Below are 26,110 nucleotides of genomic sequence, written 5' to 3' on the forward strand. Positions count from 1 at the left end.
CTAGCTACTTTTTACAAAAGTATGTTACTCAAATTAGTTTTTTTTTCAATAAAAAGGAGATTTACCGATTAAACGTTTTCCATTGTTAATCCTTCCTTTTCTATTGTCAACTCTGTCCATTTATCCATAATTTCAGACAATTCAGTCTTTAATTCTGAATAGTGAGTATACAAGGAGGCATCCGAAGCTCCTTCCTGAGTAGCCAATTTAGCTTCTGTTTCAGCAATTGAATTTTCGAGTACGGAAATACGCTCTTCAGCATCAGAGATAGCTTTCTCGAGCTTCTTGACAGCACGGTTCAATTCCTTGCGGGCTTCATACGACAACTTGTTTTGCGTTAGCTGAGTGTCCTGATTCTCGGCAGACTGGCTTGTCAATGAATTAGAACGTTCCAATTCGCGCAAGCTATCCATCTTTTTACGTTCCAGAAAGTCATAAATTCCTCCTAAATGTTCTACCACTTTCTGGTTTCCGAACTCATAAACTTTATCAACCAGTCCGTCCAGAAATTCGCGGTCATGGGAAACAAGAATAACCGTACCGTCAAACTCCTTCAAAGCATCTTTCAATACGTCTTTAGAACGCATATCCAAATGGTTGGTAGGTTCGTCTAATATCAATAAGTTGACAGGTTCCAGCAACAGGCGGATCATTGCCAGACGCGTCTTTTCTCCACCCGAAAGAACTTTTACTTTCTTATCGGAAGCCTCGCCCCCAAACATAAACGCACCTAATATATCCCGAATTTTAGTACGGATATCTCCTTGTGCAACGTAGTCTACCGTATCAAAAACCGTAAGATTTTCATCTAAAAGCTGGGCTTGGTTCTGCGCAAAGTAGCCAATTTTAACATTGTGTCCCAATTGAAGTTTGCCCTCATAATCTATTTCATCCATGATGCACTTCACAAGGGTAGATTTACCTTCGCCGTTCTTTCCCACAAAAGCTACTTTATCACCCCGGTTAATTGTGAAAGTGACATTTTGGAAAATCAAGTGATCACCATACCGTTTTGCCACATTTTCCATAATGACAGGGTATGAACCTGAGCGCGGAGCCGGTGGGAATTTAAGGCTCAACATAGCCGTATCCACTTCATCCACCTCAATACGTTCTATCTTTTCAAGTTGCTTTATACGTGACTGAACCTGTACCGACTTCGTTGCCTTATAGCGGAAACGCTCTATAAAAGCTTCCGTATCGGCTAATTTTTTCTGTTGATTTTCAAACGCCCGTAATTGTTGGTCACGACGTTCTTTACGGAGAATTACATAGTCGGAATATTTTACCTTATAATCATAAATACTACCCAGTTCTATTTCAAGCGTACGGATAGTTGTATTATCTATAAATGCCCGGTCGTGCGAAACCAGAATAACAGCATTTGCACGGGTAGCAATAAAGTTTTCAAGCCATTGTATTGATTCGATATCCAAGTGGTTGGTAGGTTCGTCCAACAATAAAACATCAGGACGACGCAACAACAGTTTTGCCAGTTCGATACGCATACGCCATCCGCCGCTAAATTCGGAGGTAGGGCGATCGAAGTCCGTACGTAAAAAACCCAACCCCATCAGAGTTCGTTCCAATTCGGCATGATAATTGTTTCCCCCCATCATTTGAAAATGTTCAGACAAATGAGTAACACGGTCAATTAACTTTTGGTAAGCCTCCGACTCATAATCGGTACGCTCACCCAATTCGATATTCAGACGTTCTATCTCTTTTTCAGTCTCGTGTATATGGGCAAAAGCCAATTCGGCCTCTTCGCGAACCGTACGGGAATCGGTCAGTTGCATTTGCTGCGGCAGATAGCCTATCGTTATATCTTTAGGAATACTTACGTTACCGGCAGTCGGAGATTGTAATCCGGCAAATATTTTCAACATCGTAGATTTGCCGGCCCCGTTTTTACCCACCAACGCAATACGGTCTTTCTTATTTACTACAAATGATATATCATCAAACAGCGTAAAACCGCCGAATTCAACTGTTAACCCTTCAACCGAAATCATAATTATCTTTACTTTGGATAATAAAAAATGTTGTATCTGATTGAAAAGCAGAGAGTAGCAAATAAGTAGTAGGAAAAGGGTAATGATTTAGCGACATTCAGACTGCATTGATTTACTGTGCTTTGCTTACTCTTTCAAACAACTCTTTTCACAAAGCAAAGTTACATTTTATTTGTTATATTACCAAATGATGAAAGACGAAAGTTTTGGGATATTCGTTACTCAGAACAAATATCCCAAAACCAAATTTAGATTATCCATTTTAGTTGGTAATACTATTATTAGATATGCCATCGTAAAAATAATCCAAAATATACCTCTCAAAAGGATGAAATTCAAGCCTATCTGTTAGTCCATTTATTCCGATATGATTAAAGTTTGATATAATATCATTTACAGAAATATCTTGTTGCTCCAAGTTAATAAGACCTGCCTTATGAATTTTTTTACTTATCATTCTAGGCAAGCCATATTCCTCTAATTCATAAACTAACTTAGGTAAAAAAGCATGAGATATTTTAGATATGAAAGGAGATATATCTGTATAATTTTTAAAGATATGCTTTTGTATGGCATTAATATCTCCAAGTAGGGCAGATAAATTAAATGAGACAACCCTCTCTAATTCGAAATATTTTTCGATTGTAATTCCATTGTTTCTTAGAGAATTTATAATTTCCGGTATCGTCTTATTCCAATTATTTGAAATAGCTTTTATATAGGCAACTAAGTCTGTATGGGTAGCACCTGCCGATCCTCCTAAATACTTTAGCACTTTAAATAAAGTAGTTCCCCACTGTTGAGGATTATTTGAATTCAAAAATCCTAATCCATTCCATTGGGCAGGATTTTGAGTCATATCAATCGCTATTTCTCGCAGAGAACTGCTATTGCATGCCTGTATCGCAGCATCATTTATTATAGTTTTATAAACCCCATCCCCCAAGATGCTGTCCATTTCATCATTAAAAGCTATAATTTTAATAATCTGTTCTCTTGTTAATTCGTCATTAAACCTATTTGTATCTAGCGAATTTAATAATTCATCTGTAAATTCCAACTTCAATTGAGCTGGTTTTTCTTCTGGAGGGGCTTCGAATAAATATATTTTTCCAATAAAATGTCTGAACATTCTACCGCCTCGTCCTACAATATTTTTATATGTAAAATCATTTAGATTGGGTTTCCCGTTTTTGTTGGCCCAAATAATCACATTCTCGGCAGACGTATTAACTCCTTCTATTATTGAAGAAGTAGACACTATATTATATAACCCCATAGGTTCCTCAAATAATCGAACTTGTAATTGACTTAAAGAACGATGTAACCGTCCATTATGAATACCAACACCTTTACATACCAAATCAGATAAAACATAAGTTTCTCCGTAGTTGTCTTTTAACCAATTTGAAAATGATTCTAACAGTTCGTTCTTCCTATTCGGTAATGCATCTTGTAAAATGCCAATAATTTTATCAATATTAGAATATGTTCCTGCATATATTAGAGTCTTCGTCCTTTTCTGGTTTAATATAGCCAACAGTCTATCCTTTTTGAAAGATTTGTTGTTTGGACTTGTATTTAGGTAGTCTTTATGTATTTCAGAAAACACAGTGTTAAAGTCTATTTTTTCAAATTTCATTCCTTCGGTAAAAGGATTATCATTTAAATCTGCTATGTTAGGTGCTAAAAAATATCTTTGTTTTGCTTTCTTTCCTAGTTCCAAAATAGCCTTTAACAAAACAGGTGCGCGGTCTTTATCAAACGAAACTCCAGCTTTATAGAATTCATCAATTATCAAAATATCGATTGACTCAATTTTATTTATATAGCTAATAGCTCGCTCTTGTGGAAATATTAGTATGTTTTTAGAAACAAGTTCAACATCAGGAGTTGTTATAATCTTATACTCGTTAGAGAATTTCTTATATAACCTCCTCCTTGTCTCATCTGTTAAGGCTATCGTAGGAACAATTAACACTACATTGTTTGGCCTCTTTATGGAGATGAATGCATCTATGACAAAACTTTTACCAAAACTTGTAGGAGCACTAACTGCAATATTTTCTCCTGCGAGCAGACTTTTCAACAGAGCTGATTGCTCCCTATGAAGAGTAACTTGATGTACATCTCCTGCATCAACTTTAAATGCCTGATAAACAAATTTATCTTGCCAACTTGAAGTTTCAGATTGCAAGTATGGATACAATCCTGTTTCTCTAATAAAATGATTAATTAAAGGTGTATATGGAATATTGTGCGAATTTAAATAATCCAACAACTTAATCAACAAATTTCTAGCAGATGTTTCTTGTTGGTCACTTAACAAGTCATTTATTTCTTGGCAAGTATTAAATACATCCATATTATTTATTGCTCTTTATAGAATTTAACATTTGAAATAAACTTATCAACAATATTCTTTTTCGAGGGAACTGGAAATAGAATTAAGTGGAATTTTATTTCTCCATATCTAAATATTGCCCCAAGGTGTTCTATTTGCTTTTTGAAGTATGAGTTTGCACGGTCTTTGTGATAATTAACTATACTTTCTTTATACTCATCAGACATACAATTTGCACCTTGTGTAATAGAACATTCATGTAATAAAAGTATAGGGATATGTATCTTAGGTTTTATAGAATCTATAGACTCCTGCGGAGATAGTGCATCTTTTATTTTTTTGCATAATTCATGATTATCAACCAATGAATCTATGTCAGAAACATTAGTTATGATACTATTTTCTTTCTTTAATTTTTCAGTTTGTAGTGAATTATTGATAGAGTCTATAATTGTATTTAGTCTGGCATCTTCTATACTATTGTAAAACTTAGCCTCTCCAAACCATAGTGAAAAATCATTGTCTTTTTCAATAACGATGTGTACACTATCAGCTCCCTTCGCATTATCTTGTGCATTTTGCTTGTAAAATATTTTAGGTACAACAGGTAATGCATTATAGTAATGTTTCATTATACCATACAGGACTATCTCTGCTAGCTCACTTCCACTTCCTACTTCATCAGCATCAGTTAGACGGAGATTTTTTGCTGCTGCTACAAGTTCTGAATGACTTTTAGAAACCAATTTTTCTCTTTCTTTTTGTGAAAGAGATGTTTCAGCGATATTATCCCAAATGAAACTCTGAAATTTAGAATAACGCCAACTCCCATCTTCAAAATCATTTACCAAACTTAATACATATTTGTTATGTATCGGAGACAATGCTTCGTTTTGGCACATTTGTATGAATGAGTCATCAATGAGAATATCAAAGTCAATAACTTTTTCCATAGATAATATGATTAGCCAATGAATTATATTACAAAGGTACACTTTTTCAACGAATTGGCATTTATGTAAGCACAATATTTCAGCAAACAATAATGGATTTCTTCAGATGTGAAAAATGCATGAACGATTTTATGGAGTATAATAGTCATCTATTTAATTATTAGCAACATATAATTTATATAGGATGTATTAGAACTTCTCATCGTAAAAACGTCGCCTCATAAATTCAACGACCATTTTACGACAGGGACATAACCTAAAGAAATATCCCCCGTTACGACTCAATTCGCAAGTACCGTAACGGGGGACAATTCTTTATTGTCGGTTCTGTACGGCATACTTCGTAACCCAATACGCTTCTCTTTTATTCTGGCGAAAGCATAATGGTTTTCCTTTTCAATTTCGCCTCTGTTTCGTCATCCTCCATATCCGTCTTCAGTGGATCGCTTCGAGGGCGTTCCGTTATCAGTCGCAAAGGAAACTTCGGGTTTTGCCGGTAAAACAAGGTCAAGCCTCCTGTTTTTGAAAAAATCTCCACGCCTCCGTTGTCGGGTAGTATTTTTTCAAAAAACCTTGTTTTCCCCAACCGCTTCGTTTATGGGGCAACTGAAACGAAAACGACCGAAGCGACCGGAAGACGCATAAAAAAAATGTCGGATGACGAGAGGCGAAAAAGAGAACGAAACTCAACTCCCTCAGCTCTCAAATCCGCATAAATAAAAAATCAAAAAGCGAAAAGGATATGAAAGCAGGACAATACATAGTGCAGACATTGCGGAGATTGGCAACCGCATTATTGAGAGCCATTATCGGCACAATCCTTTGGGCAGGTGCTTCCGCCATCGGCATTGCAGGCGAGGTTATCTGCGGAGTGTTCCGTATCGTGTTGGGCGTGTTTGTTACGCTTGTTTCAATAATCGCCTTCTTCGGCTTTATCGTGTGGTTATTAACAATTTAACATCCAAGTATATGAAAACGAAAAGACATTCAAAGACAGCAGCACAGCAGTGCAGATATTACGAGGTGGACAACATCTTCGAGTATATGGTGGAAACCTATATCAACGGCAATTTCAGCACCTTTCAGCAGTTATTCCGAGAACTCCGCAAGGACGCAAGGGAGGACTTCGTGGACTTTCTGTTAAGCGAGGTAGAGCCAATCTATTGGCGAGAGATATTGAAAATGACCATTCTGTAACCCATTAAAACGACTGACGATATGAAGACAACAGACCATTTCAAGAGAACGATACAAGCCTATTTGGAACAAAGGGCAGCGGAGGACAAACTCTTTGCGGTGGCATACCGCAAGGAGGGCAAGAACATAGACGATTGTGTGACCTACATTCTCAACGAGGTGCAACGGAGCGGTTGTAACGGCTTCACGGACGGAGAAGTGTACTCTATGGCAGTCCACTACTATGACGAGGATGATATAGAGGTCGGCAAACCCCTTTCTTGCCAAGTGATGGTAAACCACACGGTGGAACTCACGGAGGAGGAAAAGGCGGAAGCACGAAAAAGAGCAGTCGAGCAGTACCAGCAAGCCGAACTCCGTAAGATGCAGGAACGCAACAAGAAGCCGACCGCCAAACAAGAAACCAATGTCCAACCCTCATTATTTGATTTAGGCTTATGATACCGAGAACACCCATACAGAAAGAAGTCGCACGTTTGAGCAAGCGACTTCCGAGATTGTCCGAAGAACAAAAGACATACGCTTTCCGCCATTGCTTCAAGCACTACGCAGTCAAGAGGGCAAACGGCATACTCATCTGTACCGAGTGTGGACATTCGTGGAATAGCGAACACGACCTTGCAGATACCATTTGCGGATGCACCTGCCCCCATTGCGGAATGGAGTTGGAAGTGCTGCGTACCCGAAAGAGCGTATTCAACGATATGGAGTATTTTTCCATTATCACCACCTGCAAGCACTACCAAGTAATACGCTTCTTTTCCGTCAAGTTCCGATACAAGGCAGGAGAACCAGCCAAGTATTCCATCTTTGAAGTGGTGCAGAGGTGGATTGCTCCCGATGGCGAAACAGCGACCATTGCCAGACTGCGTTGTATGTCTTTGTTCTACTATGACTTATGGAATGAATATAGCGATATGGAGATACGCAAAAACGAAGGACTTAGAGCATACGACATAGACCCGAAATGCACTTACCCACGACAGAGGGTTATCCCTGAAATCAAGCGAAACGGATTTAAGGGTGAATATCACAGCATACTCCCTTATGACCTTTTCTTGCCTTTGCTTACCAACCCGAAAGCGGAAACACTGATGAAAGCAGGACAATATCCGATGTTACGCCATTATCTGCATCGCACTTTCAATATCGGGGACTATTGGGCATCCATTAAAATCTGCATCCGTAACGGCTACACCATATCCGACGGCTCTATGTGGTGCGATACGATAGACTTGCTCCGTCATTTCGGCAAGGACACGCACAGCCCGAAGTATGTTTGCCCGACCGACCTCAAAGCCGAACACGACAGGTTGGTACGGAAACGCGACAGACAGAGGGAACGCGAGCAGTTGAAGGAACGGAAGCAGGAAGCGAAGAAGTACGAAAAGGAATACCGCAAACTCAAAGGCAAATTCTTCGGTATCGTCTTTACGGATGGAACACTGAACATCCGTGTATTGGAAAGCGTGGCGGAGTTTGCGGAAGAAGGAACGGTAATGCACCATTGCGTGTGGTCTAACTCCTACTACCTCAAAAAGAACTCCCTCATCCTTTCGGCAACCATAGACGGGGTACGCATTGAAACGATAGAAGTGTCGTTAAAGACATTCAAAGTGGTGCAAAGCCGTGGAGCGTGCAACCAAAACACCGAGTACCACGACCGCATTATAAACCTTGTGGACAGCAATATGAGCCTAATCCGCAAGCGAATGAGAAAAGCAGCATAGTATAAACTCTAAAACGATAATGATATGGAAGTAAGAATTGAAAGCATGGTTTGTCTGTGGGACGATAAAATCCCCACTTTGTTCCTTGAATTTGTAAACCTCCTCACATTGACAACAAGTGAGGAGGGGTTAAGAAAAGGTGTAAAGGAATTTGCCGAAAAGCACGAACTTGACAGGTTCTTCCTTTACGGCTTCGGCTCCCACCACTTCTACCTGCACCAACGCTATACAAGCAATTCCGAAATGGTGATGAGCAACAGAATTTTGTCAGTACACTTCTAATGACACATAAGGATATGGACAGAAAGAGAAAACTTCATTACTACAAGTATATCGTCAAAAGGCATTTGAACGATATAAGGGCACATATCGGACAATCCAAGAACGAAATGGAAAAAAGTTATTACCGCACCCGCTATGCCGCCCAATTAAGTGCCTATGCCGAAGCACTCGGCATACAAGAGAGATATTTGGAAAGATTTATTCAAAAATAGACGATTATGACAACACGAATGACCATCAACGGAGTAAGTACCTGCACGGAAGCAGGTACGGAGAAATACGAAAGTTTCCAATCGGGTTTCGGCAGACGCAAGCGGACACTTGTGCAATACGACTACCGAAGCGAGGACGGAGAATTGTTCTCCTGCGTAAAGCCGACATTGGACGAGTGCCGAACCGCAAGGGACAAGTGGCTGAACAAGAAACAAGGAAAGGAGGAAAGACAATGAACGCAACCTATCAGACGATAATCGTCAAGTTCAAGGAAACGATAGCGGAATTGAACGGCATTTTCAGTGATGTGCAGTTTTGGGGAGTGGCAACCCTCAAAGAGTGGATAGACGACTACGAAAGCACCCGTTTCACGCAGACAGACAGCCATACGGCAGTCATCACGAGCGAATACAATATGGAGTGTGTGAAAGAGTGGTTGCACAGGCATAGCGAGATAGTAGAATTGACAGAGTATTAACAGCGTGAGGCGGTGGAAACACCGCCCTTACCCAAAAACAAGTATTGAACAGATAAAACAGAGAGTATTATGATAGCACAGACGATTTTACAGCAGATGGGAGGACACAGATTTGCCCTTACGACCGGCAGCAAGGATTTTATCGGTTTGGGCAACGGCTTACTGATGAGCCTTTCACGGAACAAGACTTCCGCCAACCGCCTTGAAATCATTTACGACGAGGGATTAGACCTCTATAATATGCGTTTCTACCGCAAGACATTCAGCAAAAAGACCTTCGAGAGCAAGACGAAAGACATCGCCAAATACGAGGGGATATATTTCGATATGCTGGAGGAAATCTTTACGGAGGTAACGGGATTAAACACCCGACTTTTTTAAGCGGTGGCGGCATTTGCCGCCGCTACTTTCTTTCAGTGAGCAAGGGGCGGACAAAGAAAGTAGCAAAGAAACCATTGTCCATAATCTGCGATTAAAGCACAAAAGTATATTTCTATGAAAGAGGAAATCAGACAGAACGGTAAAACGGTATTGGAGAGCGAGGACGGCTTATCCATCGGAATGATATTCAATAACCTTACGGGGGTAAACTTGAAAGGTCTGGAGCATCGGAACTATTTGGATTGTGTCCTGCTTCCAATGGGACTGAAAAAAGGAAAGTTGGAAATGTTCCGGGATGGTGTTCCCGTGAGAAGCGGAACGATACGGTAATCGGAATACCCCAAAATCAAAAGCAGCCTGCCGAACAGAATCCGGCAGGCTGTCTTGTTTTTAAGATATGGCTACTCCATATTCGCCGTCTTTCCAAACAGCCTTTCCATATCCATGTGCATACGGCTCATCTCACCTTTTACCACCTGCAAATTCTCGAAAATAATCTGTTTGGGCAGTATCTTGTGGCAATAATAACCCGAACCGAAAGGGATGCGACCCAGCTTGTTGTATTGCACCCGCCTGTCAAACAGAAGCAACTGCAATTCCCTGTCCTTGAACAGCCGGCATGGTGCTGCATCGTTCAGCCACATATTGGACATCAGCAAGGCAAAGGGTTTCCGGAAGGACAGGCATCGTTCAAAGATCTCCTTCTTGTTGCCAAACGGAGGATTTGAAACGATGATGTCCCAATATTCCGGCTCATAATCGAAGAAATCCTTTCCCGTCAGGATATGCGAATGGACGACCTTGAAGCCGTGTTCCTTCAATGCCAACACGAACTCGCTGTTATCCGTATCGAATGGACACCATATAACCGCTTCTGACGGCAGGTATTTGATGATGGGCAATACCGCATGACGAGGCGTGTACCTCTCATTGCTCTCCTTTGTACTTTTCATCTGTATCATAGGCATAGGCTATCTCCACGGTTTTACGACAACCAACGAATCCAATGGCTTGTGTATAACCGGTGGATTGGTGCCGGAGTCCACATCTTCGCCTTCATCCCCGTTGTCGTGGTTGAAGTCAAATTCCAATTCGCAGGACGTGCCGAAATTGTCCTCCACGACCACGATGAAATTCTGGGTCTCATCGCACTGTGAGGTATAATACAGGCGGAACTTCTCGTTTTCAAGCAGGTAGCGGTCATTGGGCAGCAAGGTCAGGTTGTTGTCCAAAGAGAGCGAACCCTCCCCGTCATACTGAAAATACCGTATCGTGTAGAGTGCATCCGCAAACTCTCCCGACCGTTTGAGTTCGCACCTAATCTCGGCGGTTTCTCCTTTCGCCAGCTCCTTCGGAACGGGCATCGTCTCCACCGTAAACTCGTAAGACTGCTGTACCTCCAATTCGTCATTGCAGGAGGTCAGGCTGACAAGTGCGGCAACCATACAGCCGTACATACACATATTGATTATCATTCTTTTCATTGTCATTTCGTTTTTAATCAGTTAATGATGAATTTAATTCCCAATCCATACTGCGTATGGAAATGCCCCGTGCTGCCTCCCCAGAGGAAACGCTCACGCACGGAAGCGGTCAGCGCGATACGGTCTGCCAGATAGACCTCCATTTCAAGGGTGGCGGCACAGCCGTATATGAACGCATCCTTGTTATTCAGCCGGGAGCCGTCGTAAAGCAGTTTCTCTCCCCAATTCACGGTCTCATACCCGACAAGAGCCGAACCGCCTATGTAGAGGAACATGATTTTCCTGCGGTCGGAAAGGAAGTTGTAATAGAAGCCGCCCTCCGCCGTGAACTGCGATACCGGCAACCTTATCTCCCTGTACGGTTTGTAGCGTTGCAGGTATTCCGCCCCATATACCCATTTGTTCCCTCCTTTGGTATAGGACGAGAGAGCAGCCCCGAAATAATATCCGGCTTCATTCTGCAAATCACCCGTGTAGAACCCGTCTGCCATGCCGCCCCTGAGTTCAATGCCCTTCATCTTGGGCAGGCAGCGTTGGGCGTGTGCCTGCCCCGTGAACAGGGCAAGCGACAACACCATCAAGAAGATAACCTTTCTCATATCAGCGTACTTTCAGTTCGTTGATGACCTTTGCCAGCACCAAGTCCTCGTTTTCAACGACAAAAGACTGATGGCGACCTCCGTTCTTCTCGCACAGTTCGATAACAAGCTGCTTGTCATCGGGTATGGTAAACTTCGGCAGGCAGAACACCGTGCGTTCCGACTGCCTGCCCGCTACACGGACGGCATAATTGAAGGCTCTGACAGGAAACAGTACCTGTTCCTGAATGGCAGTGCGTTTCGCCACTTTCTTGTCCACGACCTTGAAGCTGACATAATCCACATCGAAAGGCACGTTTGACGAGTTCTTGATTTCCGTATGCAGATATAGCAGGTCATTATGCACATAGATGCCTTTGAGTACATACTGTATCCCGAAACGCTTGCTGCCGATATGCTTTACGATACGCTTGTCCTCCTTGTGAACCGACTTCATAATCAGGTGTACCAGCATGGGGCTCTCGCTTCCGAGTTCTTTCAGATAGATTTCCTGCGCGTTGTTCGGACGGTTTACCGCCTCACCGTCATGGATAAAGTCGCACATCTCCACGTTCAGCAACAGCGGCTCATCGGCATACTTCACATTAAAGGTATAAAATGAGCCGTCCTCCGTAATCACGGACATATTCGTCTCGTTTTGGAAGTTCTTCACGGTAGCCTTCACACGGATGACATTTTCCGCCCCGTCCGCTTTACCCGCAATGAGGTTGGGCGAACCCAGATCCACATAGCGGACAGATGCCGGGAACAGAATATGGACGGTCTTGTCATAAGTAACCTCCAATCCGTGAGGAGGTATCATGCGGTCGAACATCAGCTTGCGGGAAAGTCCGTGATACAAGTCCCCGTCCTCCGTCTGTTGCGGATAGACATCCTTTTCCAAGTTCAGTTTCTCCGGCTGCCCTGCCGCCGTTTCTTCTGCGGTTGCCGTAACCTCTTCCGTAACCTGCGAGGTGCTGTTACCGCTGCTGCCGTTTTTCACTTCCTGTGCGTTTGCAGCACATACAATGCCCATCGAGAGGGCGAACATTAAAAATACTCTTTTCATTTTACTTTGGATTTAGTGGTTTATAAAAAAGTTGATAAATCAGTTTTCGTATTGGTAGAGCAGGACTTTGTAGCCTGCCTTCAGATGGACTTTCACGGTACGCATTTTTTTGGCGATATACTGGCTCGTGCCCTGTATCACGCCCTTGCCCAAGTCGGAAGCGAGCTGTGCCCCGGCATTGGTGGATATGTTGATGCTTGAACCGAGAGAACTGCCCATGTTGGCGGCAATCTCCTTGACGGCATCAATCTCCATAGAACCGGGGATGAAGATACCCTCCTGACCGTCGCTGTCGAATACCGCCAGCTCCACGGGAATAATCGTCCCTCCGTATTCAATCGAGGTGAGTTCGATACCGAGCCGTTCACCCTGTACCCTTGCACCGCCCACGATGACCGTGTTACGGGGAATAATCCTGCCTGCCAAACGCATAGGCTCCAGCAACCGCAGGCGTACAGCCTGTCCGTCGGTAATCGTCTGGTCGGCATGGACACAGGCGGCAATGGTGTTCTTGCTTTCTTCGCCTGTCATGCCTATGGCAGTATTGAACCCGAAGTTCCGTTCGCCCGTATATCCGGCAACAAATTCCGCATCGCCCATCGGTTGAGCCAGCGAGGACACGACCCGTTCCCTGACCTGACCGACCGGCATAGCCACCGCCTTCCCGTTTCGGACTGTCGGTTTTTCGTTTTCCTCCGTAACCGTATTCTCTTGCTGACCGTTCTTTCCGGTGTACTTCGCCGCCAATTCGTAGGACTTTTCCAGCAGGGCTATCTGCTCGTCCATAGACGAGGGCTGCTCCTGCTGTTGCTCCATCATCGCCTCCAATTCTTCCACCCGTTTTTGCAGTTCCTCCTTTTCGGGGTCTTCTTCGGGATTGTCGTAAAAGTTGCCCAATGTGGTGTTGATGTCCCGGTAGGCATTTGCCGACGAGTGTATCGCTGTCGGAGTCCGGTTTCCGCCACCCGTATTGTCCGAAGACGAGCCGCCCGGATTAAGCAGGTCATAATCTTCCTCATTGTCCTTATTTTCCTGTCCTTCTTCGCTTTCAAACAAAGAGGCAAGGTCTTGGACGGCACGGTTTCTCTCCCGTCTCTGCTCTTCGAGTTTCGCCTGCTCGTAGGCTTTCTCCTTGTCCCCGATAATGGCGGCATCCGTCGGAAGCGGCATATCGGTGTTGAAGCCCGTTCCGGCTTGTTCCGCTGCCTTCTCCTCTGCCGAAGGTGCGAAAATCAGCCATAGGGAGCCGAGAAACATCAGCCCCATCAGCGGATAGACCAGCATCTTCTTCCGCTTCTGCCTTTGTGCCTCCGTCAGAGGCTCTTTCGGGGTGTTCCCTTTCTCCCCGTCAGGCTTTTTCCTTATCAGTTCATTCAACTTCATAGGCGGCGAGGTTTTCTGTCGGCATCATGCCGGCTTCGGTTTCACAATCCGGTTGTTCCGTTCCATAGTCATAATGGATGACGGGCTGTTTATCTGACGGCAGTTCCAACCGCTCGATATGTTCCATCTGCATCTGCACTTTTCCTTTGCCGAAGTCGTGGATTGCCGTACCCAGCATCACGAGGCAGCCGACGGCAAACAGGGAGAACATCACGAGGACGGTGATTAGCCGTGCTTTCGGGGAAAGCGACTCCAGATGTCTGCACAACCGCTTGTCAAAAGCGTTGCGCCATTCGATGATTCGTCTTATAATTTTCTTCATATTCCTATCTTTCTATCGTTCTTAAATCCTTGTTCTCTAAAATGGTAAATCCTTCAATGGTAAACCCGTTGGGGTTGTCGTCGCTCCGCGTGGCGTTCAGCAGCCGGCACGAGGTTACAAGGCTTCGCTCCGTCACGTTGCTCTCACGGATAATCATCTGCCGCGCGTATGTGGTCGCACAGTACGGGTAACTGTCGAAGCTGCATACCACGCTGTCCACCTGCAACACCTGATTGATGTTCCCTGCGATGATGCGGTTGTAATAACCTTTCTCCGCAAAGTCGGCATAGTAGTTATAGGCACTCTTGTCCGCCATGAGCAGGGCACGTTTGAGGTTATGCTCGATGGCACTCTTTTCGGGGGACAATGTGAAAAACAGCTCGTGAAAGCGTCGGACGTGTTCCCTCGCCTCTGCCGGGCGGTTCTGCGACATATCCTGCGAGAGTGCGAGCATCAGCGACTTGCCGTTATCCAGCACATAAATTTTCTGCCGTTGCGCCTCCGCAAAGCGGAACGCGCTGAACACGGAACAGATGACCACGAGCGAGCAGGCTGCTACGAAGACTATCCCGAACAGGCGTATCTGTTTGAAGGAGGTCTCGATATTCTTCAATGACTTAAATTCCATAATAATTTGCTTTTAACAGGTTTAACTTCTTCTGAACAGTTTTCCGGCTGCGGACTTCGCCATGCCTCCGGCTCCCTTGACCAATTTCCCGGCACGTCCTGCCGCATTGCCGGCTACCGCTCCGGCTGCACTTCCGCCCAATGCTGCGGCTGTACCTATATTGCGACCGTAGTTGCCTACTCCGCCTCCGGCATTGATAATCCAGCCCGCCACTGTCGGGATGGTGAAATATCCCACGATACCGATAATCAGGAATGTGATGTACACGCCGTTGCTTGCCTCGATACTGAAGTTCGGGTCTGTCTGCAAGGCTTCGATGTCATTCTGGAGCATCAGTATCTGTATCTTGGCGAGTATCGTGCTGAACAGGTCGGAAACGGGCAGCCACAGGTATATCTGTATGTAGCGGCAGAACCATTGCGACAGCGTGGAATGGAAGCCGTCCCACACGCTGATGGCAAAGACTATCGGTCCCAAAATGGACAGCACCACGAGGAAAAAGGTACGCAGCGTATCTATGATGAGTGCGGCAGCGGCAAACAGGAGTTCCAGCACCTCACGGAAAAAATCGCGTATGGACTTTTTCATGTTATAAGCACCACGCTCTATGTACATACCCGCCATTGTCGCCATGTCGGAAGGCGACCAGCCCAATTCCTCCAGCTGCTTGTCAAACTCCTCGTTGGACACGAGGAAAGCCGTTTCGGGATTGCGTACCATAGCCTCATATTCCAGCTTGTCCTTCTGCTCCTGATAGCTGTTCATGTCGAAGGTCTGGGATTCGAGCATCCTGTGCGTCCCCTGCACTATGGGGCTGAGTATCGCGTTCATAGAACCCAAGACCAGCGTGGGAAAGAACATGATACAGACACCGAGGGCGAAGGGACGCAGCATCGGATAGACATCTATCGGCTCCGCTTTGGCGAGCGACTGCCACACACGGACAGCCACATACAGCAACGCTCCCAGTCCTGCCAACCCCTTTGCCACGGAGGTCATATCGCCGCACAGCGGCATCATCTCATCGTAGAGGACACGCAGTATCTGGTGCAGGTTGTCAAATTCTCCGCCCATATTACCAATACCTTTCGTTAGCGTTTCCATACAGCGACATGACACGGCTCACGTCGCTCTTCTTTCTTGCCCGCAGATAACTGACGGAGATGTTCTTGTTCGTGTAGTACGACACCATGTTACGGTAACGCTTCATGGAGTTGTAGCACCTGTCCACCACGTCCATACGCTCCTTGTCGGTCATCTGAAGGGTGGTTATGTTCACCACGTCCTTCATCTCCTTGAGCAGATTGTTGCTCTCCTCCAGCAGTTTCGTATAGCCGAAGGCGATTGCCGAGAGTTCCTCCGGTGTGAAATTCTCATCCTGCAACATCAGCTGAAAGCTGGTTACATAGATTTCTGAAATTTCGCCCACCATAAGGATGGTGTTCTTCACCTTGATGCCGTCTTTGACAAGGTCGTTCACTTTTTTCAGGGCATCGTAGTATTTCTTGCCCTGCTCGTAAATCTTGACCGTCTCTTTGAAGTTGCTTATCATGTTCTTGGCGGTCGTGGTGGTCTGCGTGATGTTCCTCGCCGCATTGATGATACCTTGCGCCAGATTGGTGGGATCGGTTACGACCCATTGGGCGTTTGCCTTGCCTGCACACAACAGGCAGAGGCCGCATAATATTAAAATTTTCGATTTCATATCCGTTTCGTTTTTATGGTTTATAAAATTGTTTTCAAAATCCCATTCTTCTGCCTTTGGGCTTCTGCCGTTCCGGTTTGTCCGTCACGGCTTCCTTAATCTCCTCTTTCGGTTTCACAGTCCCGAAGAGGTCGTCGGCATACGGTCGCCGCCCGGTCATCCTGACAAACCTCGCGTCAAGTTCCCGATAGGCGGTTTCCACCTGCCTTGCCCTTTCTTCCACGGGAGAACGGCGGTCTATGCCATACTTTACAAGGAAGCCACGGTTGATGGACGGGTCATCAATGTTGTCGGGCTTATACGCCAACCGCCCCAACTTCTCCAATTCTTCGTTCATTTTTTCCAGATACGGCACGGGAGGGCATTTGCAAAGACTCTCCAACGCCTTTTCCGCCTTACGGGTCAATCTGGCATCGAGTTCAAGGAAGTCCGGCAGTTTTCCGTATTCCCTTTCCAATGCCGCAGAATCAACAGTTCCGCTGTCCATCAGATTGTGCAGCCTGTAATCGTCCGCCATATCATACCGCAACAGGGCATACATAGACGGCTGACTGCCTTCCATAAGGAAATGGTAGAGTACCGAAAATGCCCTTTCGCTTGTACGGGTATCCGCATCCAAGACACGGACAGCATCCTTTACATCGTTATTGTCCGGCGGGGCGATACCACATTCGGGATGGCGTTGCACATGGCGGCTCAACATGAATGTGTGCATTGCAATCAGGACATTTACCCTGTCAGCCTGTTCCGGAACCATTTCAGCCTGCCCTTTGCGCCCTTGTTCCGCAAGGCGTGTCTCCGCCAATCTCCCGTAAAGTTCCCGGACATCACTTTCGGCAGCCTGTCGGGGTGTGCGGCACAAATCCGACTTCTGTATCAGACGGGCTATCTCCGCCACGACGGTTTCCGATTCATGGTAAATCCGTAACATTCTTGATACGCCACGGTAGTTTTCCTTGTGCAGCATATCTTCCGCTTGCTCCGACAATGCGTTCAATTTTCTGTAACCCGGTTCGTGAGCCATACGGCGGAACGCTTCGCCTGCCAAGCCTGCCTTGTGGTTGGGTTCCGTATTCATAGGCTCGCTCCTTCTTTTTCTGCCGGTTCGCTGCTCTTGCGTACATAATCGCCGTTGGGAGAGAAGGTCAGCACATCGGCGGCTTCGTTATATGCCACGTCGATACGGAAGCCGGTGTTGATAAAGAGGTTTCCGCCATCTTCCTCTTGCAGCAGGTAGGTTTCGGGCTTCATCCGCCGGCTCAGTCCCGACCGCTTGAATATCGTAACCTTGTAGGCTTCGCCTTCCTTGTAAATCAGAATGTCGGGCTTGCCCGCCACGCTTTCCCAATTCCCGCAAAGGCGGTCTCTGGCTTGTTCGCCACCTCCGGCACAGCCTTGCAGCAGCAGGCTTGCCATTCCTATCAGATAGCTGCCCATCAGCAGCACTTGTCTTCTTGTCATATTCATACTTTCCTTGTTTTAACCGTTATTGTTTCTGTTCCTTTCTCTTTTCGGCTATCTGGCGGATAGCCGCCTCTATGTCCCCGCCCAACTTTTCGGCAAGGGCATACACCTCCATCTTTTCCGTCTCTTCGGTCGTGTATGCCAGATACTCCTGCGTACTGACCTCTGTGGCATAGACGGCAGACTGCGTTCCTCCCAAGCCTATCCAGACCTCCTTATACAGCCTTGAAGGGTCATTCGCCTGATTGATGGAGAGTATCTGCGCCTTCTCCTTGTCGGTAAGTCCCAAAAGCGACTGTATCGCGTCGAACTTGTTCATGAACTTGCGTTGGTCGAGTAGGATTTTACAGTCGGAGTTGTTGATAATGGACTCCTTGACTATCTCGGAAGAAATGATGTCTTCCACCTCCTGCGTCACGATAATCGCCTCGCCGTAGAACTTTCTGACCGTCTTGTAGAGGTACTTTATATAGGATGCCATGTTTGCCGAAGCGATAGCCTTCCAAGCCTCTTCGATTGCAATGACCTTCCTGATACCTTTCAGCCTGCGCATCTTGTTGATGAACAGTTCCATAATGATGATGGTCGTTACAGGGAACAGGATAGGATGATCCTTTATGGCATCTATTTCAAAGACGATGAACCGCTTGTGCAGCAAGTCCAGCTGCTTGTCGGAATTGAGCAGGTAGTCATATTCGCCTCCCTTGTAGTACGGCTCCAGCACATTGAGGAATCCGGCAAGGTCGAAGTCTTTCTCCCTTACTTTCTTTTCCTCCAGCCTGACACTGTATTCCGTCTTTACAAACTCGTAGAACGAATTGAAAGAGGGTACGATACTGTCATCCTCCCTGATACGGGAGATGTAGAGGGATACCGCATTGGAGAGTGCCACCTCCTCCGCGCGTGTGGCGGGTTCGTTGTCCTTCTTCCACAGCGTGAGCAGCAGGGTCTTGATGCTTTCCCTTTTCTCGATGTCGAAAACCTTGTCCTCCGTGAAGAAGGGGTTGAACGATATGGGGTTCGTGTCGGTATAGGTATAATAGATACCGTCTTCCCCGTGCGTCTTGCGGTTTATAATCTCGCACAATCCCTGATAACTGTTACCCGTGTCCACGATGACGATATGGGAGCCTTGCTCGTGGTACTGCCTCACGAAATGGTTCATGAAAAACGACTTGCCGCTGCCCGAAGGTCCGAGGACGAACTTGTTCCTGTTGGTCGTCACGCCCCGTTTCATCGGGAGGTCGCTGATGTCCAGATGTAACGGCTTGCCCGTCAGCCTGTCCACCATCTTCATCCCGAAAGGCGATACCGAACTCCGGTAGTTGGTCTCCTCCGTGAACAGGCAGACCGACTGCTCGATGAACGTGTAGAAACTCTCTTCGGACGGAAAATCCGCCTCGTTGCCGGGTATGCCTGCCCAGAACAAGGTCGGGCAGTCCACCGTGTTGTACCGGGGCGTACACTCCATTGCGGCAAGCTGGCTGCCCGTATCGTTCTTTATCCGTTTCATCTCGTCCGTGTCCTCGCCCCACGCCATCACGTTGAAATGGGCACGGACGGAGGTCAGACCGAAGCTGTGCGCCTCGTTCAGATATTCCTCGATCCACTCCTGATTGATGGCGTTAGAACGGCTGTAACGGGAGAGCGACTGCATATTGCGGGCGGACTTCTCGAAGCGTTTCAGGTTCTCGTCGCTGTTGTCGATAAAGATATACTGGTTATACAGATGATTGCACGGGAGTAGCAGACCGAGCGGGCTGGCAAACGACAGGCGACAATCGCTCCGGTCGGTGGACAGCCGCTCATAACGGCTGTCCGTGGCTACATTCGACGGCATATCGTCCACATCCGAAAGGGTATGCAGGCAAAGCCGTTTGTCCCCGATACGCATCTCTCCGGCTGAAAGGGCGATGTCTTGCAGACAGGTCGCCTCTTCAGTGGACAGGGAGAAGTATTGCTCTATCAGTCCCGCTTTCCCTTTCGTACCGGTAATCTCTTCATCGGAAAGGCGACGCAGGCGGACAAAGCCGGAGTCGTTCATAATCCTCACGAACTGATCCGTCGCTTCAAGGAACTTCAAAGCCGTGTCCTTGTCGCCAACCTCTTTCGGAATGATGAAGCCCCTGCACAGCGTACTGAAATTGCTTTGCCTGCGGTTGCGCTCTTTCGTCGTCTTCGTCAGGAACAGGTAGCACTTATGGTTCAGGAAAGGTCGCTCGTTGAAGTGCCGCTCGAAAGAACGGCTCAAAAAGCTCATGTCCTCCTTTTGCAGTTCCGGCTTGTAGTTCTCCTTGACAAACCAATCCTGCTTGTGGACGATACAATAGTCGGGCAACACCTTTATAGCCTTGCACCACGCCCCGTGTATGGCTTCGTATTCCGCCGACGTGACGGTATAGATTTCCGGAAGCGTAACCTCGAAAGCGGCCGTGATGTCGGCATCTTTCGACACGATACAGCCGTTCTCCACGCTCATGAGCGGAAACTTGCTTTCCAGCGTGGCGGCTTTCATAATGTTTCTCATCGCTTTGTCTCCTTTCTTCTTTTGGTTGTGAATAATCGGGAGAGGGCTTTCCGGTTGATGATGTAACGGGGACGGCTCTTGGAAGCAGCGAGCTTCATCAGACCGTATTCCCCGTACTTGCGGTTCAGGTGGAACGTGAGCCACACGAGGATGGAGGCGGATACCGCCCCGAAGCCTATGCAGACGGCTTGCCCGACACCTGCCATATACATCACGACAAACAGGACGAAGACCGCCAGCAGACCGCCGCAGAATATAAACAGGTACTGCGCCTTCAGACCCTTGAACTCAACCGAGCGTCCTATACCCTTGTTGATGGTATATTCCATTGTCTCCTCTGTTTTGGGATTAAAGGAAGAAGGAACGGAGGATGGTCGCAGCCACGATAAGGAAAATACACGCGCCGAACCAGCTTGCAGCCGTCTTGCTCGTGTCGGGGTCGCCCGAAGAAAACTTCCCGTACACTTTCACGCCGCCGATGAGTCCCACGACTGCACCGATAGCGTAAATCAATTTCGTTACGGGGTCGAAGTAGGATGTCACCATACTCGTTGCCTCCGTGATACCTGCCATGCCGTTACCTTGTGCAAAGGCTGAACTTGCAGCCAGAATAAGGGCTGCGAACAAGAAAATCTTTTTTGTCATAATAAACTGTTTTTTTGTGCCGGAGGGGTGGATAGTCCCTCCGACGGGTTGATACTGTTTTATTTTTGGATTTAGTGGTACTGTTTTAAGGGTACAACTACCCGTAATCTCTTTCTTTCATCGTTTTTCGTTTTTAATTGTCAGACAAAATCCCGGATGTCGAAGTCGTCAATGTTATCCGACAAGACGGGTATTGTTTGGGACCCGACCGACCTGACCTTCTTATTCCCCCCTTTTGAGATAGTAGGCTTATTCTCATAAAGGTCGATCAGTTCCCTTATCTTTCCGACAATGGCAGGTCTTTTTGCTGTCACTGTCTCATACAGTTCATTGCTCTTCATTTCGTGGAACACTTCTCCGGCTTTACGCTTTTCGGAGTCTGTCGCTTCGGTATTGCCAGCCGTTCGGATTGCCTCGTTCATGTCTTCGATGGTCGCTCCACTGGCATATTCCCCGGCTTCGTCCTCTTCTCCGCCCGCATATTCCACAGGTACATCGGAAAGGCGTGTATCGCTGAAAGCAGTGTCCAGATCTTCATCAGGCAAGCGCATGGACGGCTGTTTCTCCGATTCGTCTGCAAAGGTAATATCGTCTTTCTCAATCGCTTCACCTTCAACGGGAACGGTAGCTTGTGGAACTGCCGTGTCTCCGGTCGTCCTACCTTTGGACATCTTGAACAGGCTTTTACCCACGATATTCGTGTCGCTTTCCGCCTCTGACTGCCTTGAAGCCTTTTCCGGTTTCTCATCTTGTCGCTCCTGTCTCTTTTCATGCAGCAGGTAAAAGACCAGCCACATATTATAGAGGAGCAGGATGGCTATCAGTACATTCGTCATGGGCATCAGAACAAATCGGGACTGCTGTTGCGCAGTCTTGCATTGATTTCATCACGGTGGAGTTCGATATGCTCTTTAAGCACATTGTCAATGTAACAGCCTATTGTCATGCCATCCGAGAGTGTGCGGACAATCCGTTTGATTTTGCCGTGTGTCTCTTTGCTGATATATACACATTGGCGTACTTCGATTTCTTTTGCCTCCAGATAACGTGAATAGCCATTTTCTGTACGGGATGAGGTTGTCTTGCCCGTATTTCTGAATAATTTTCTTAAACCTTTCATTTTATTGCTGTTTTAATGGTTGTTAATAAACATCTTCATAATTCTTTTTGTACAGTTTCTTGATAGCCTCCTCATATTCGATGAAGTGCTGTGTCAGCACGTGGTCGATGTAGCCAGACAAGGACAGTTCTCCTTTCCCGATAACCTGTACGATACGCATGATACGGTCGTGGTATTCCTTGCATACATAAGCCATCTTGCCGGAACGGGCGGGAGTGCGGGATGTCCTGATGAAACGCTCCAGATATTCTTCCTCTATGGGTACGGCTGTCTGCTTTACGGGACGTGCCCGTTTTTCTCCGCCGGATTCCCGTGTGGGTTCTGCCGCTGCACCGTTGCCGGTTTCCTTGCCACTGTCCCTGCGGGTGGCGGACGGGGGCAGTTCCGGGCGGAAGGCTTCCAAGAAATTGCCTGCATCTATGTTCACATCAAGTTTCTTTGCCATAGCTTACGGTTTTGCTTTTACCAACGAGAGGATTTCTTCCACAAGGGCATCGATGTTGCTGCCACGGCACAACAGTTTGTCGGGAGGGAAGAGTGTCGAGCGGAACAAGGCTTTGTCCCCGTCTTCCGGACCCTCTTTACGGAAACGCTTGCTGTCCGGGATAAAGTTCTTCAGTATGGTAAGCCCCATTTCCCCTGCAATTTTCTCGTAAATATCGTAGAGGTCGGTCTTTTCCCTTTTGTCCACCATGTTCCATAGCAGATACAGACCTTTGATGTTGGATTGTCCCGTACTGACGAGCGTGTCATTCACAAGCCCGGCGAAGGTCAGGGAACTTTCCATAACCACACGGTCAGCCGCTATCGGACAAAAGATATAGTCCATCGTGGCGATGGTGTTGATGACCCCGTGATTATTCACTGTGCCGGGAAAGTCAAAGAAGATGACATCGGGCGGGGTGTCAGTGTCAAGGAGGCACTTGACGGTTTCGATGGCATCTTCGGGACGGCTCTCCAATATCGGGTACGCCCGTTTGGAGATTTTCTTGAACTGCTCGAAAGCGAGCTTTTTCAGGTAGGGGTTGCGTTCAACATTCCTCAGGTCCCGTTCCCTCATGTCCGTAACGCTGAACTGCGGATAATCACAATCCACCACGGCTACATTGTAGCCTTTTACATAGTGGAGAAAACTTGCCGTCAGTACGGTAAGTGTCGTTTTTCCTGCACCGCCTTTCTGGGTAGAGAAGGCAATAAAAATCGGATCTTTCTTCATACGCTTTTCTTTTTTAATGGTTGATACTTATGTTATTATTTCAGGCATACAGCCTGTTTGTCTGTTTCTTTGTCGTCCTGTCAAACCATTGGTCTGATTATCTGACCTCCGGCTGTACGACCTGTATATGTTATGGCTTGTGTACCTGTGGGCAAATACATATATCCGTGTGTCTGGCAGCAGGCATTATGATTTGTATGTATATCGGTCTGCCGTATGACACACCGGCAATCTTACTTGCAGGTCTGTCGGTGTGTCAGCCGTATGATACGAACATCTGTCTGCCGGCTGTCCGAATAACCGTAATACAGGTTTGTCAGCCATTTCGTCTGCAAATAAACAAGCATTTTTGCATACCGACACCATGTCGGAACCAAGTGGAAGCAAGTGGCACAGGTGGCAGCGAGTGGAATAGGTAATTTCTTGATTACGTGCGTATAATAGCAGTAATTTTGCGCCCAAGCGACAAGGAACGCCGCCGATGTTTCATCGGCTGTTACAGACAGTTTGCTCCCAATCCGTCCGAAGGCGGATTTTTGTGTTCACCAGAACACAGCAAGGTATGTTTTGAGTAACTCAAAACCTTTCGGGTAACTCCCGAAAGCCTTGCCCTTGCAGGGGGCTGGCTTCCTCTCCGAAGTCGGGAAGCCTGTCTGAAACCTGCGGTTGGAAATATCAAAAGCGGTGGCTTATGTCGTGATACCACTAAATCCAAAGTAATATGAGTAAAGGACAGAAAAAAGGGGGACGAACCCCCAAGTTGAAACCAAAGACGCATCTCGTCATGCTGCGTTTTGACGATGATGAATGGGCAAAACTGCTCACAATGCACGAACAGTCAGGTGTAAATGCGCGGGCTGTTTTTATCAAGGCGCACTTCTTCGGGTTGCCGTTCCGTGTGCTGACAGAGGACAAGAACCTCGTGGAATACTATACACGGCTTTCCTCTTTTCACGCACAATACCGTGCCGTCGGGAATAATTACAACCAAGTAGTGAAGGAACTGAAGAGCCGTTTTTCCGAGAAAAAGGCAATGGCTTTGCTGTATAAATTGGAAAAATGTACGCTGGAGTTGGTCGCTATCAGTCACGATATTGTTCAACTTACCAAAGATTTTGAAGCCCGATGGTCGCAAAAATCAGTATAGGAAGTTCACTTTATGGTGCATTGGCGTACAACGGGGAGAAGATAAACAAGGAGGAAGGACGGTTGCTTGCCACCAACAAAATCTTCGACAACTGCACGGGCAAGCTGGACATCGCTCGTGCGATGGAGGATTTCAGCCGCCATCTTTCGCCTCATATCCGCACCGAGAAACCGGTTATCCATATCTCGCTGAACCCCCATCCCGATGACCGTCTGACAGACACCGAGCTGGAGGGCATTGCAAGGGAATATATGGAGAAGATGGGGTACGGCAGTCAGCCGTATATAGTGTTCAAGCACGAGGACATAGACCGTCATCACCTGCATATCGTATCTATCCGGGTGGATGAAAACGGGCGTTGCCTGAACAATGCCTACAATTTTCACAGGAGCAAAGCCATCACGAGGGAGATGGAGGAGAAATACGGGTTGCACAAGGCGGAACGCAAGCGCAACCGGCAGGACAATCCGTTGCGAAAAGTGGACATATCGGCTGGGGATGTGAGAAAGCAGGTAGCGAATACCGTCAAGGGAGTGCTTGCCACATACCGTTTTCAGTCGATGGGAGAATACAGGGCATTGCTCTCGCTCTACAATGTGGCAGTGGAGGAACCGCGTGGCATCGTGAACGGTCGGGAGTACCACGGGCTGGTCTATTCCGCCACGGATGATGCCGGGAACAAGGTCGGCAATCCGTTCAAATCGTCCCGTATCGGAAAGGGTACGGGATATGAAGCGGTGGAAACACGCTTTGCCAAGTCTAAGGAATACATACGGACAAAGAAACTTGCCGGCATGACCAAACGGACTGTCCTTGCAGCACTGCAAAAGACCTTCCACAAGGAGGAATTTGTCCGGCTGCTGCATGACAAGGGCATAGATACGGTATTCCGCTTCACCGATACCGGGCGAATTTACGGGGCGACATTCATAGACCACCGCACGGGCTGCGTGTTGAATGGCTCACGCATGGGCAAGGAACTTTCCGCCAATGCCTTGCAGGAACATTTCACACTGCCGTTTGTAGGAGAAATGCCGATACCGCTTACACTTCCGTCGGACAATACCCCTGCGATGGCTGTCGGGGACAGCGTGGGCGAAGAGTGGGAATACACTTCCGGCTTGGGACTGCTATCCGGTGATTCTTCTGGAACGGACGCACAGGAGGAAGCCTTTGCCCGCAATCTCAGAAGAAAGAAGAAAAAGAAAAATCAACGTAAAATCTAAAAA

General features: G+C 46.8%; 33 protein-coding genes. 12 read left to right on the plus strand and 21 right to left on the minus strand.

Annotated elements, in window-relative coordinates; translation table 11 throughout:
- Positions 1–68: 68 nt before the first annotated feature.
- The 3 genes from C4S38_RS09500 to C4S38_RS09510 form a co-directional block, all read right to left on the minus strand.
- A complete protein-coding gene (locus tag C4S38_RS09500; protein WP_103983535.1) occupies positions 69–2,015 on the minus strand; it encodes an ABC-F family ATP-binding cassette domain-containing protein in 1,947 nt (648 codons plus the stop codon).
- A 262-nt stretch (positions 2,016–2,277) separates the two neighbouring features.
- Positions 2,278–4,380: a DEAD/DEAH box helicase gene (locus C4S38_RS09505; protein WP_103983536.1), complete on the minus strand. Its 2,103-nt coding sequence runs from the start codon at positions 4,378–4,380 to the stop codon at positions 2,278–2,280.
- Positions 4,381–4,385: 5 nt separating this feature from the next.
- Complete coding sequence (locus tag C4S38_RS09510; protein WP_103983537.1) at positions 4,386–5,312, minus strand: HamA C-terminal domain-containing protein; 927 nt, start codon at positions 5,310–5,312, stop codon at positions 4,386–4,388.
- Between the two features lie 742 nt (positions 5,313–6,054).
- Between C4S38_RS09510 and C4S38_RS09520 the strand changes: the two genes are divergently transcribed.
- The 10 genes from C4S38_RS09520 (at position 6,055) to C4S38_RS09565 (ending at position 9,923) form a co-directional block, all read left to right on the plus strand.
- Positions 6,055–6,270 (plus strand): hypothetical protein, encoded by a 216-nt coding sequence (locus C4S38_RS09520; RefSeq protein WP_103983538.1) that lies wholly within the window; start codon positions 6,055–6,057, stop codon positions 6,268–6,270.
- Positions 6,271–6,281: 11 nt separating this feature from the next.
- Positions 6,282–6,509, plus strand: a complete 228-nt coding sequence (locus tag C4S38_RS09525) for a hypothetical protein (protein ID WP_200817956.1) — start codon at positions 6,282–6,284, stop codon at positions 6,507–6,509.
- 21 nt (positions 6,510–6,530) lie between these two features.
- Positions 6,531–6,950, plus strand: coding sequence for a PcfK-like family protein (locus tag C4S38_RS09530; RefSeq protein ID WP_103983540.1), 420 nt, complete (start codon positions 6,531–6,533; stop codon positions 6,948–6,950).
- Positions 6,947–8,239, plus strand: a complete 1,293-nt coding sequence (locus C4S38_RS09535; protein WP_103983541.1) for a PcfJ domain-containing protein — start codon at positions 6,947–6,949, stop codon at positions 8,237–8,239. The genes C4S38_RS09530 and C4S38_RS09535 overlap by 4 nt, the downstream gene beginning before the upstream one ends.
- A 24-nt stretch (positions 8,240–8,263) precedes the next feature.
- Positions 8,264–8,521: a hypothetical protein gene (locus C4S38_RS09540; RefSeq protein ID WP_103983542.1), complete on the plus strand. Its 258-nt coding sequence runs from the start codon at positions 8,264–8,266 to the stop codon at positions 8,519–8,521.
- A gap of 14 nt (positions 8,522–8,535) precedes the next feature.
- A complete protein-coding gene (locus C4S38_RS09545) occupies positions 8,536–8,733 on the plus strand; it encodes a hypothetical protein (protein ID WP_103983593.1) in 198 nt (65 codons plus the stop codon).
- Positions 8,734–8,739: 6 nt separating this feature from the next.
- Positions 8,740–8,970: a DUF3873 family protein gene (locus C4S38_RS09550; RefSeq protein ID WP_200817957.1), complete on the plus strand. Its 231-nt coding sequence runs from the start codon at positions 8,740–8,742 to the stop codon at positions 8,968–8,970.
- Positions 8,967–9,212, plus strand: a complete 246-nt coding sequence (locus C4S38_RS09555) for a DUF6956 domain-containing protein (RefSeq protein ID WP_103983543.1) — start codon at positions 8,967–8,969, stop codon at positions 9,210–9,212. The genes C4S38_RS09550 and C4S38_RS09555 overlap by 4 nt, the downstream gene beginning before the upstream one ends.
- Before the next feature lie 69 nt (positions 9,213–9,281).
- On the plus strand, positions 9,282–9,593 hold the full coding sequence (locus C4S38_RS09560) for a hypothetical protein (RefSeq protein WP_008617841.1): 312 nt from the start codon (positions 9,282–9,284) through the stop codon (positions 9,591–9,593).
- Between the two features lie 114 nt (positions 9,594–9,707).
- On the plus strand, positions 9,708–9,923 hold the full coding sequence (locus tag C4S38_RS09565) for a DUF7688 family protein (RefSeq protein ID WP_103983544.1): 216 nt from the start codon (positions 9,708–9,710) through the stop codon (positions 9,921–9,923).
- 71 nt (positions 9,924–9,994) lie between these two features.
- Here C4S38_RS09565 and C4S38_RS09570 read toward each other — a convergent pair whose 3' ends face one another.
- The 18 genes from C4S38_RS09570 to C4S38_RS09655 form a co-directional block, all read right to left on the minus strand.
- Positions 9,995–10,546 carry a tRNA (adenine-N(6)-)-methyltransferase gene (locus C4S38_RS09570; RefSeq protein ID WP_394340847.1) on the minus strand — a complete coding sequence of 184 codons (552 nt, stop codon included), beginning with the start codon at positions 10,544–10,546 and terminating at the stop codon, positions 9,995–9,997.
- Between the two features lie 18 nt (positions 10,547–10,564).
- Positions 10,565–11,083 carry a DUF3872 domain-containing protein gene (locus tag C4S38_RS09575; protein ID WP_103983545.1) on the minus strand — a complete coding sequence of 173 codons (519 nt, stop codon included), beginning with the start codon at positions 11,081–11,083 and terminating at the stop codon, positions 10,565–10,567.
- 11 nt (positions 11,084–11,094) lie between these two features.
- A complete protein-coding gene (locus C4S38_RS09580; RefSeq protein WP_103983546.1) occupies positions 11,095–11,676 on the minus strand; it encodes a conjugal transfer protein TraO in 582 nt (193 codons plus the stop codon).
- A 1-nt stretch (position 11,677) separates the two neighbouring features.
- Positions 11,678–12,724, minus strand: coding sequence for a conjugative transposon protein TraN (gene traN / locus C4S38_RS09585; RefSeq protein ID WP_103983547.1), 1,047 nt, complete (start codon positions 12,722–12,724; stop codon positions 11,678–11,680).
- Positions 12,725–12,763: 39 nt separating this feature from the next.
- A complete protein-coding gene (gene traM, locus C4S38_RS09590) occupies positions 12,764–14,107 on the minus strand; it encodes a conjugative transposon protein TraM (RefSeq protein WP_103983548.1) in 1,344 nt (447 codons plus the stop codon).
- A complete protein-coding gene (locus tag C4S38_RS09595; protein ID WP_103983549.1) occupies positions 14,094–14,429 on the minus strand; it encodes a TraL conjugative transposon family protein in 336 nt (111 codons plus the stop codon). Before C4S38_RS09595 ends, traM begins: the two co-directional genes overlap by 14 nt.
- 4 nt (positions 14,430–14,433) lie before the next feature.
- Positions 14,434–15,057, minus strand: coding sequence for a conjugative transposon protein TraK (gene traK, locus C4S38_RS09600; protein ID WP_103983550.1), 624 nt, complete (start codon positions 15,055–15,057; stop codon positions 14,434–14,436).
- Between the two features lie 21 nt (positions 15,058–15,078).
- A complete protein-coding gene (gene traJ / locus C4S38_RS09605) occupies positions 15,079–16,131 on the minus strand; it encodes a conjugative transposon protein TraJ (RefSeq protein WP_200817960.1) in 1,053 nt (350 codons plus the stop codon).
- A gap of 1 nt (position 16,132) precedes the next feature.
- The gene (locus C4S38_RS09610) at positions 16,133–16,762 is read right to left on the minus strand and encodes a DUF4141 domain-containing protein (protein WP_103983552.1); all 630 of its coding nucleotides are present in this window, start codon (positions 16,760–16,762) and stop codon (positions 16,133–16,135) included.
- 34 nt (positions 16,763–16,796) lie between these two features.
- Positions 16,797–17,840, minus strand: coding sequence for a hypothetical protein (locus tag C4S38_RS09615; protein WP_103983553.1), 1,044 nt, complete (start codon positions 17,838–17,840; stop codon positions 16,797–16,799).
- On the minus strand, positions 17,837–18,229 hold the full coding sequence (locus tag C4S38_RS09620; protein ID WP_103983554.1) for a DUF3876 domain-containing protein: 393 nt from the start codon (positions 18,227–18,229) through the stop codon (positions 17,837–17,839). Before C4S38_RS09620 ends, C4S38_RS09615 begins: the two co-directional genes overlap by 4 nt.
- A gap of 19 nt (positions 18,230–18,248) precedes the next feature.
- Positions 18,249–20,753 carry a TraG family conjugative transposon ATPase gene (locus tag C4S38_RS09625; RefSeq protein ID WP_103983555.1) on the minus strand — a complete coding sequence of 835 codons (2,505 nt, stop codon included), beginning with the start codon at positions 20,751–20,753 and terminating at the stop codon, positions 18,249–18,251.
- Entirely contained in the window at positions 20,750–21,082 is a 333-nt protein-coding gene (locus C4S38_RS09630; protein ID WP_103983556.1) for a DUF4133 domain-containing protein, read from the minus strand. The genes C4S38_RS09625 and C4S38_RS09630 overlap by 4 nt, the downstream gene beginning before the upstream one ends.
- A gap of 19 nt (positions 21,083–21,101) precedes the next feature.
- Positions 21,102–21,398, minus strand: a complete 297-nt coding sequence (locus C4S38_RS09635) for a DUF4134 domain-containing protein (RefSeq protein ID WP_008617875.1) — start codon at positions 21,396–21,398, stop codon at positions 21,102–21,104.
- 140 nt (positions 21,399–21,538) lie between these two features.
- Positions 21,539–22,234 carry a hypothetical protein gene (locus tag C4S38_RS09640; RefSeq protein ID WP_234999338.1) on the minus strand — a complete coding sequence of 232 codons (696 nt, stop codon included), beginning with the start codon at positions 22,232–22,234 and terminating at the stop codon, positions 21,539–21,541.
- Between the two features lie 5 nt (positions 22,235–22,239).
- Positions 22,240–22,518, minus strand: a complete 279-nt coding sequence (locus C4S38_RS09645; protein ID WP_103983558.1) for a DUF3408 domain-containing protein — start codon at positions 22,516–22,518, stop codon at positions 22,240–22,242.
- A 22-nt stretch (positions 22,519–22,540) separates the two neighbouring features.
- Positions 22,541–22,963 (minus strand): DUF3408 domain-containing protein, encoded by a 423-nt coding sequence (locus C4S38_RS09650; protein ID WP_103983559.1) that lies wholly within the window; start codon positions 22,961–22,963, stop codon positions 22,541–22,543.
- Positions 22,964–22,966: 3 nt separating this feature from the next.
- Positions 22,967–23,734 carry a ParA family protein gene (locus tag C4S38_RS09655; RefSeq protein ID WP_103983560.1) on the minus strand — a complete coding sequence of 256 codons (768 nt, stop codon included), beginning with the start codon at positions 23,732–23,734 and terminating at the stop codon, positions 22,967–22,969.
- A gap of 721 nt (positions 23,735–24,455) precedes the next feature.
- Between C4S38_RS09655 and mobA the strand changes: the two genes are divergently transcribed.
- Both mobA and mobB read left to right on the plus strand, forming a co-directional pair.
- Complete coding sequence (mobA, locus tag C4S38_RS09660; protein ID WP_103983561.1) at positions 24,456–24,881, plus strand: conjugal transfer protein MobA; 426 nt, start codon at positions 24,456–24,458, stop codon at positions 24,879–24,881.
- On the plus strand, positions 24,860–26,107 hold the full coding sequence (mobB, locus tag C4S38_RS09665; RefSeq protein ID WP_103983562.1) for a conjugal transfer protein MobB: 1,248 nt from the start codon (positions 24,860–24,862) through the stop codon (positions 26,105–26,107). Before mobA ends, mobB begins: the two co-directional genes overlap by 22 nt.
- Positions 26,108–26,110 lie beyond the last annotated feature (3 nt).

This window comes from Parabacteroides chinchillae, from assembly GCF_900108035.1.
Taxonomy (GTDB): domain Bacteria; phylum Bacteroidota; class Bacteroidia; order Bacteroidales; family Tannerellaceae; genus Parabacteroides; species Parabacteroides chinchillae.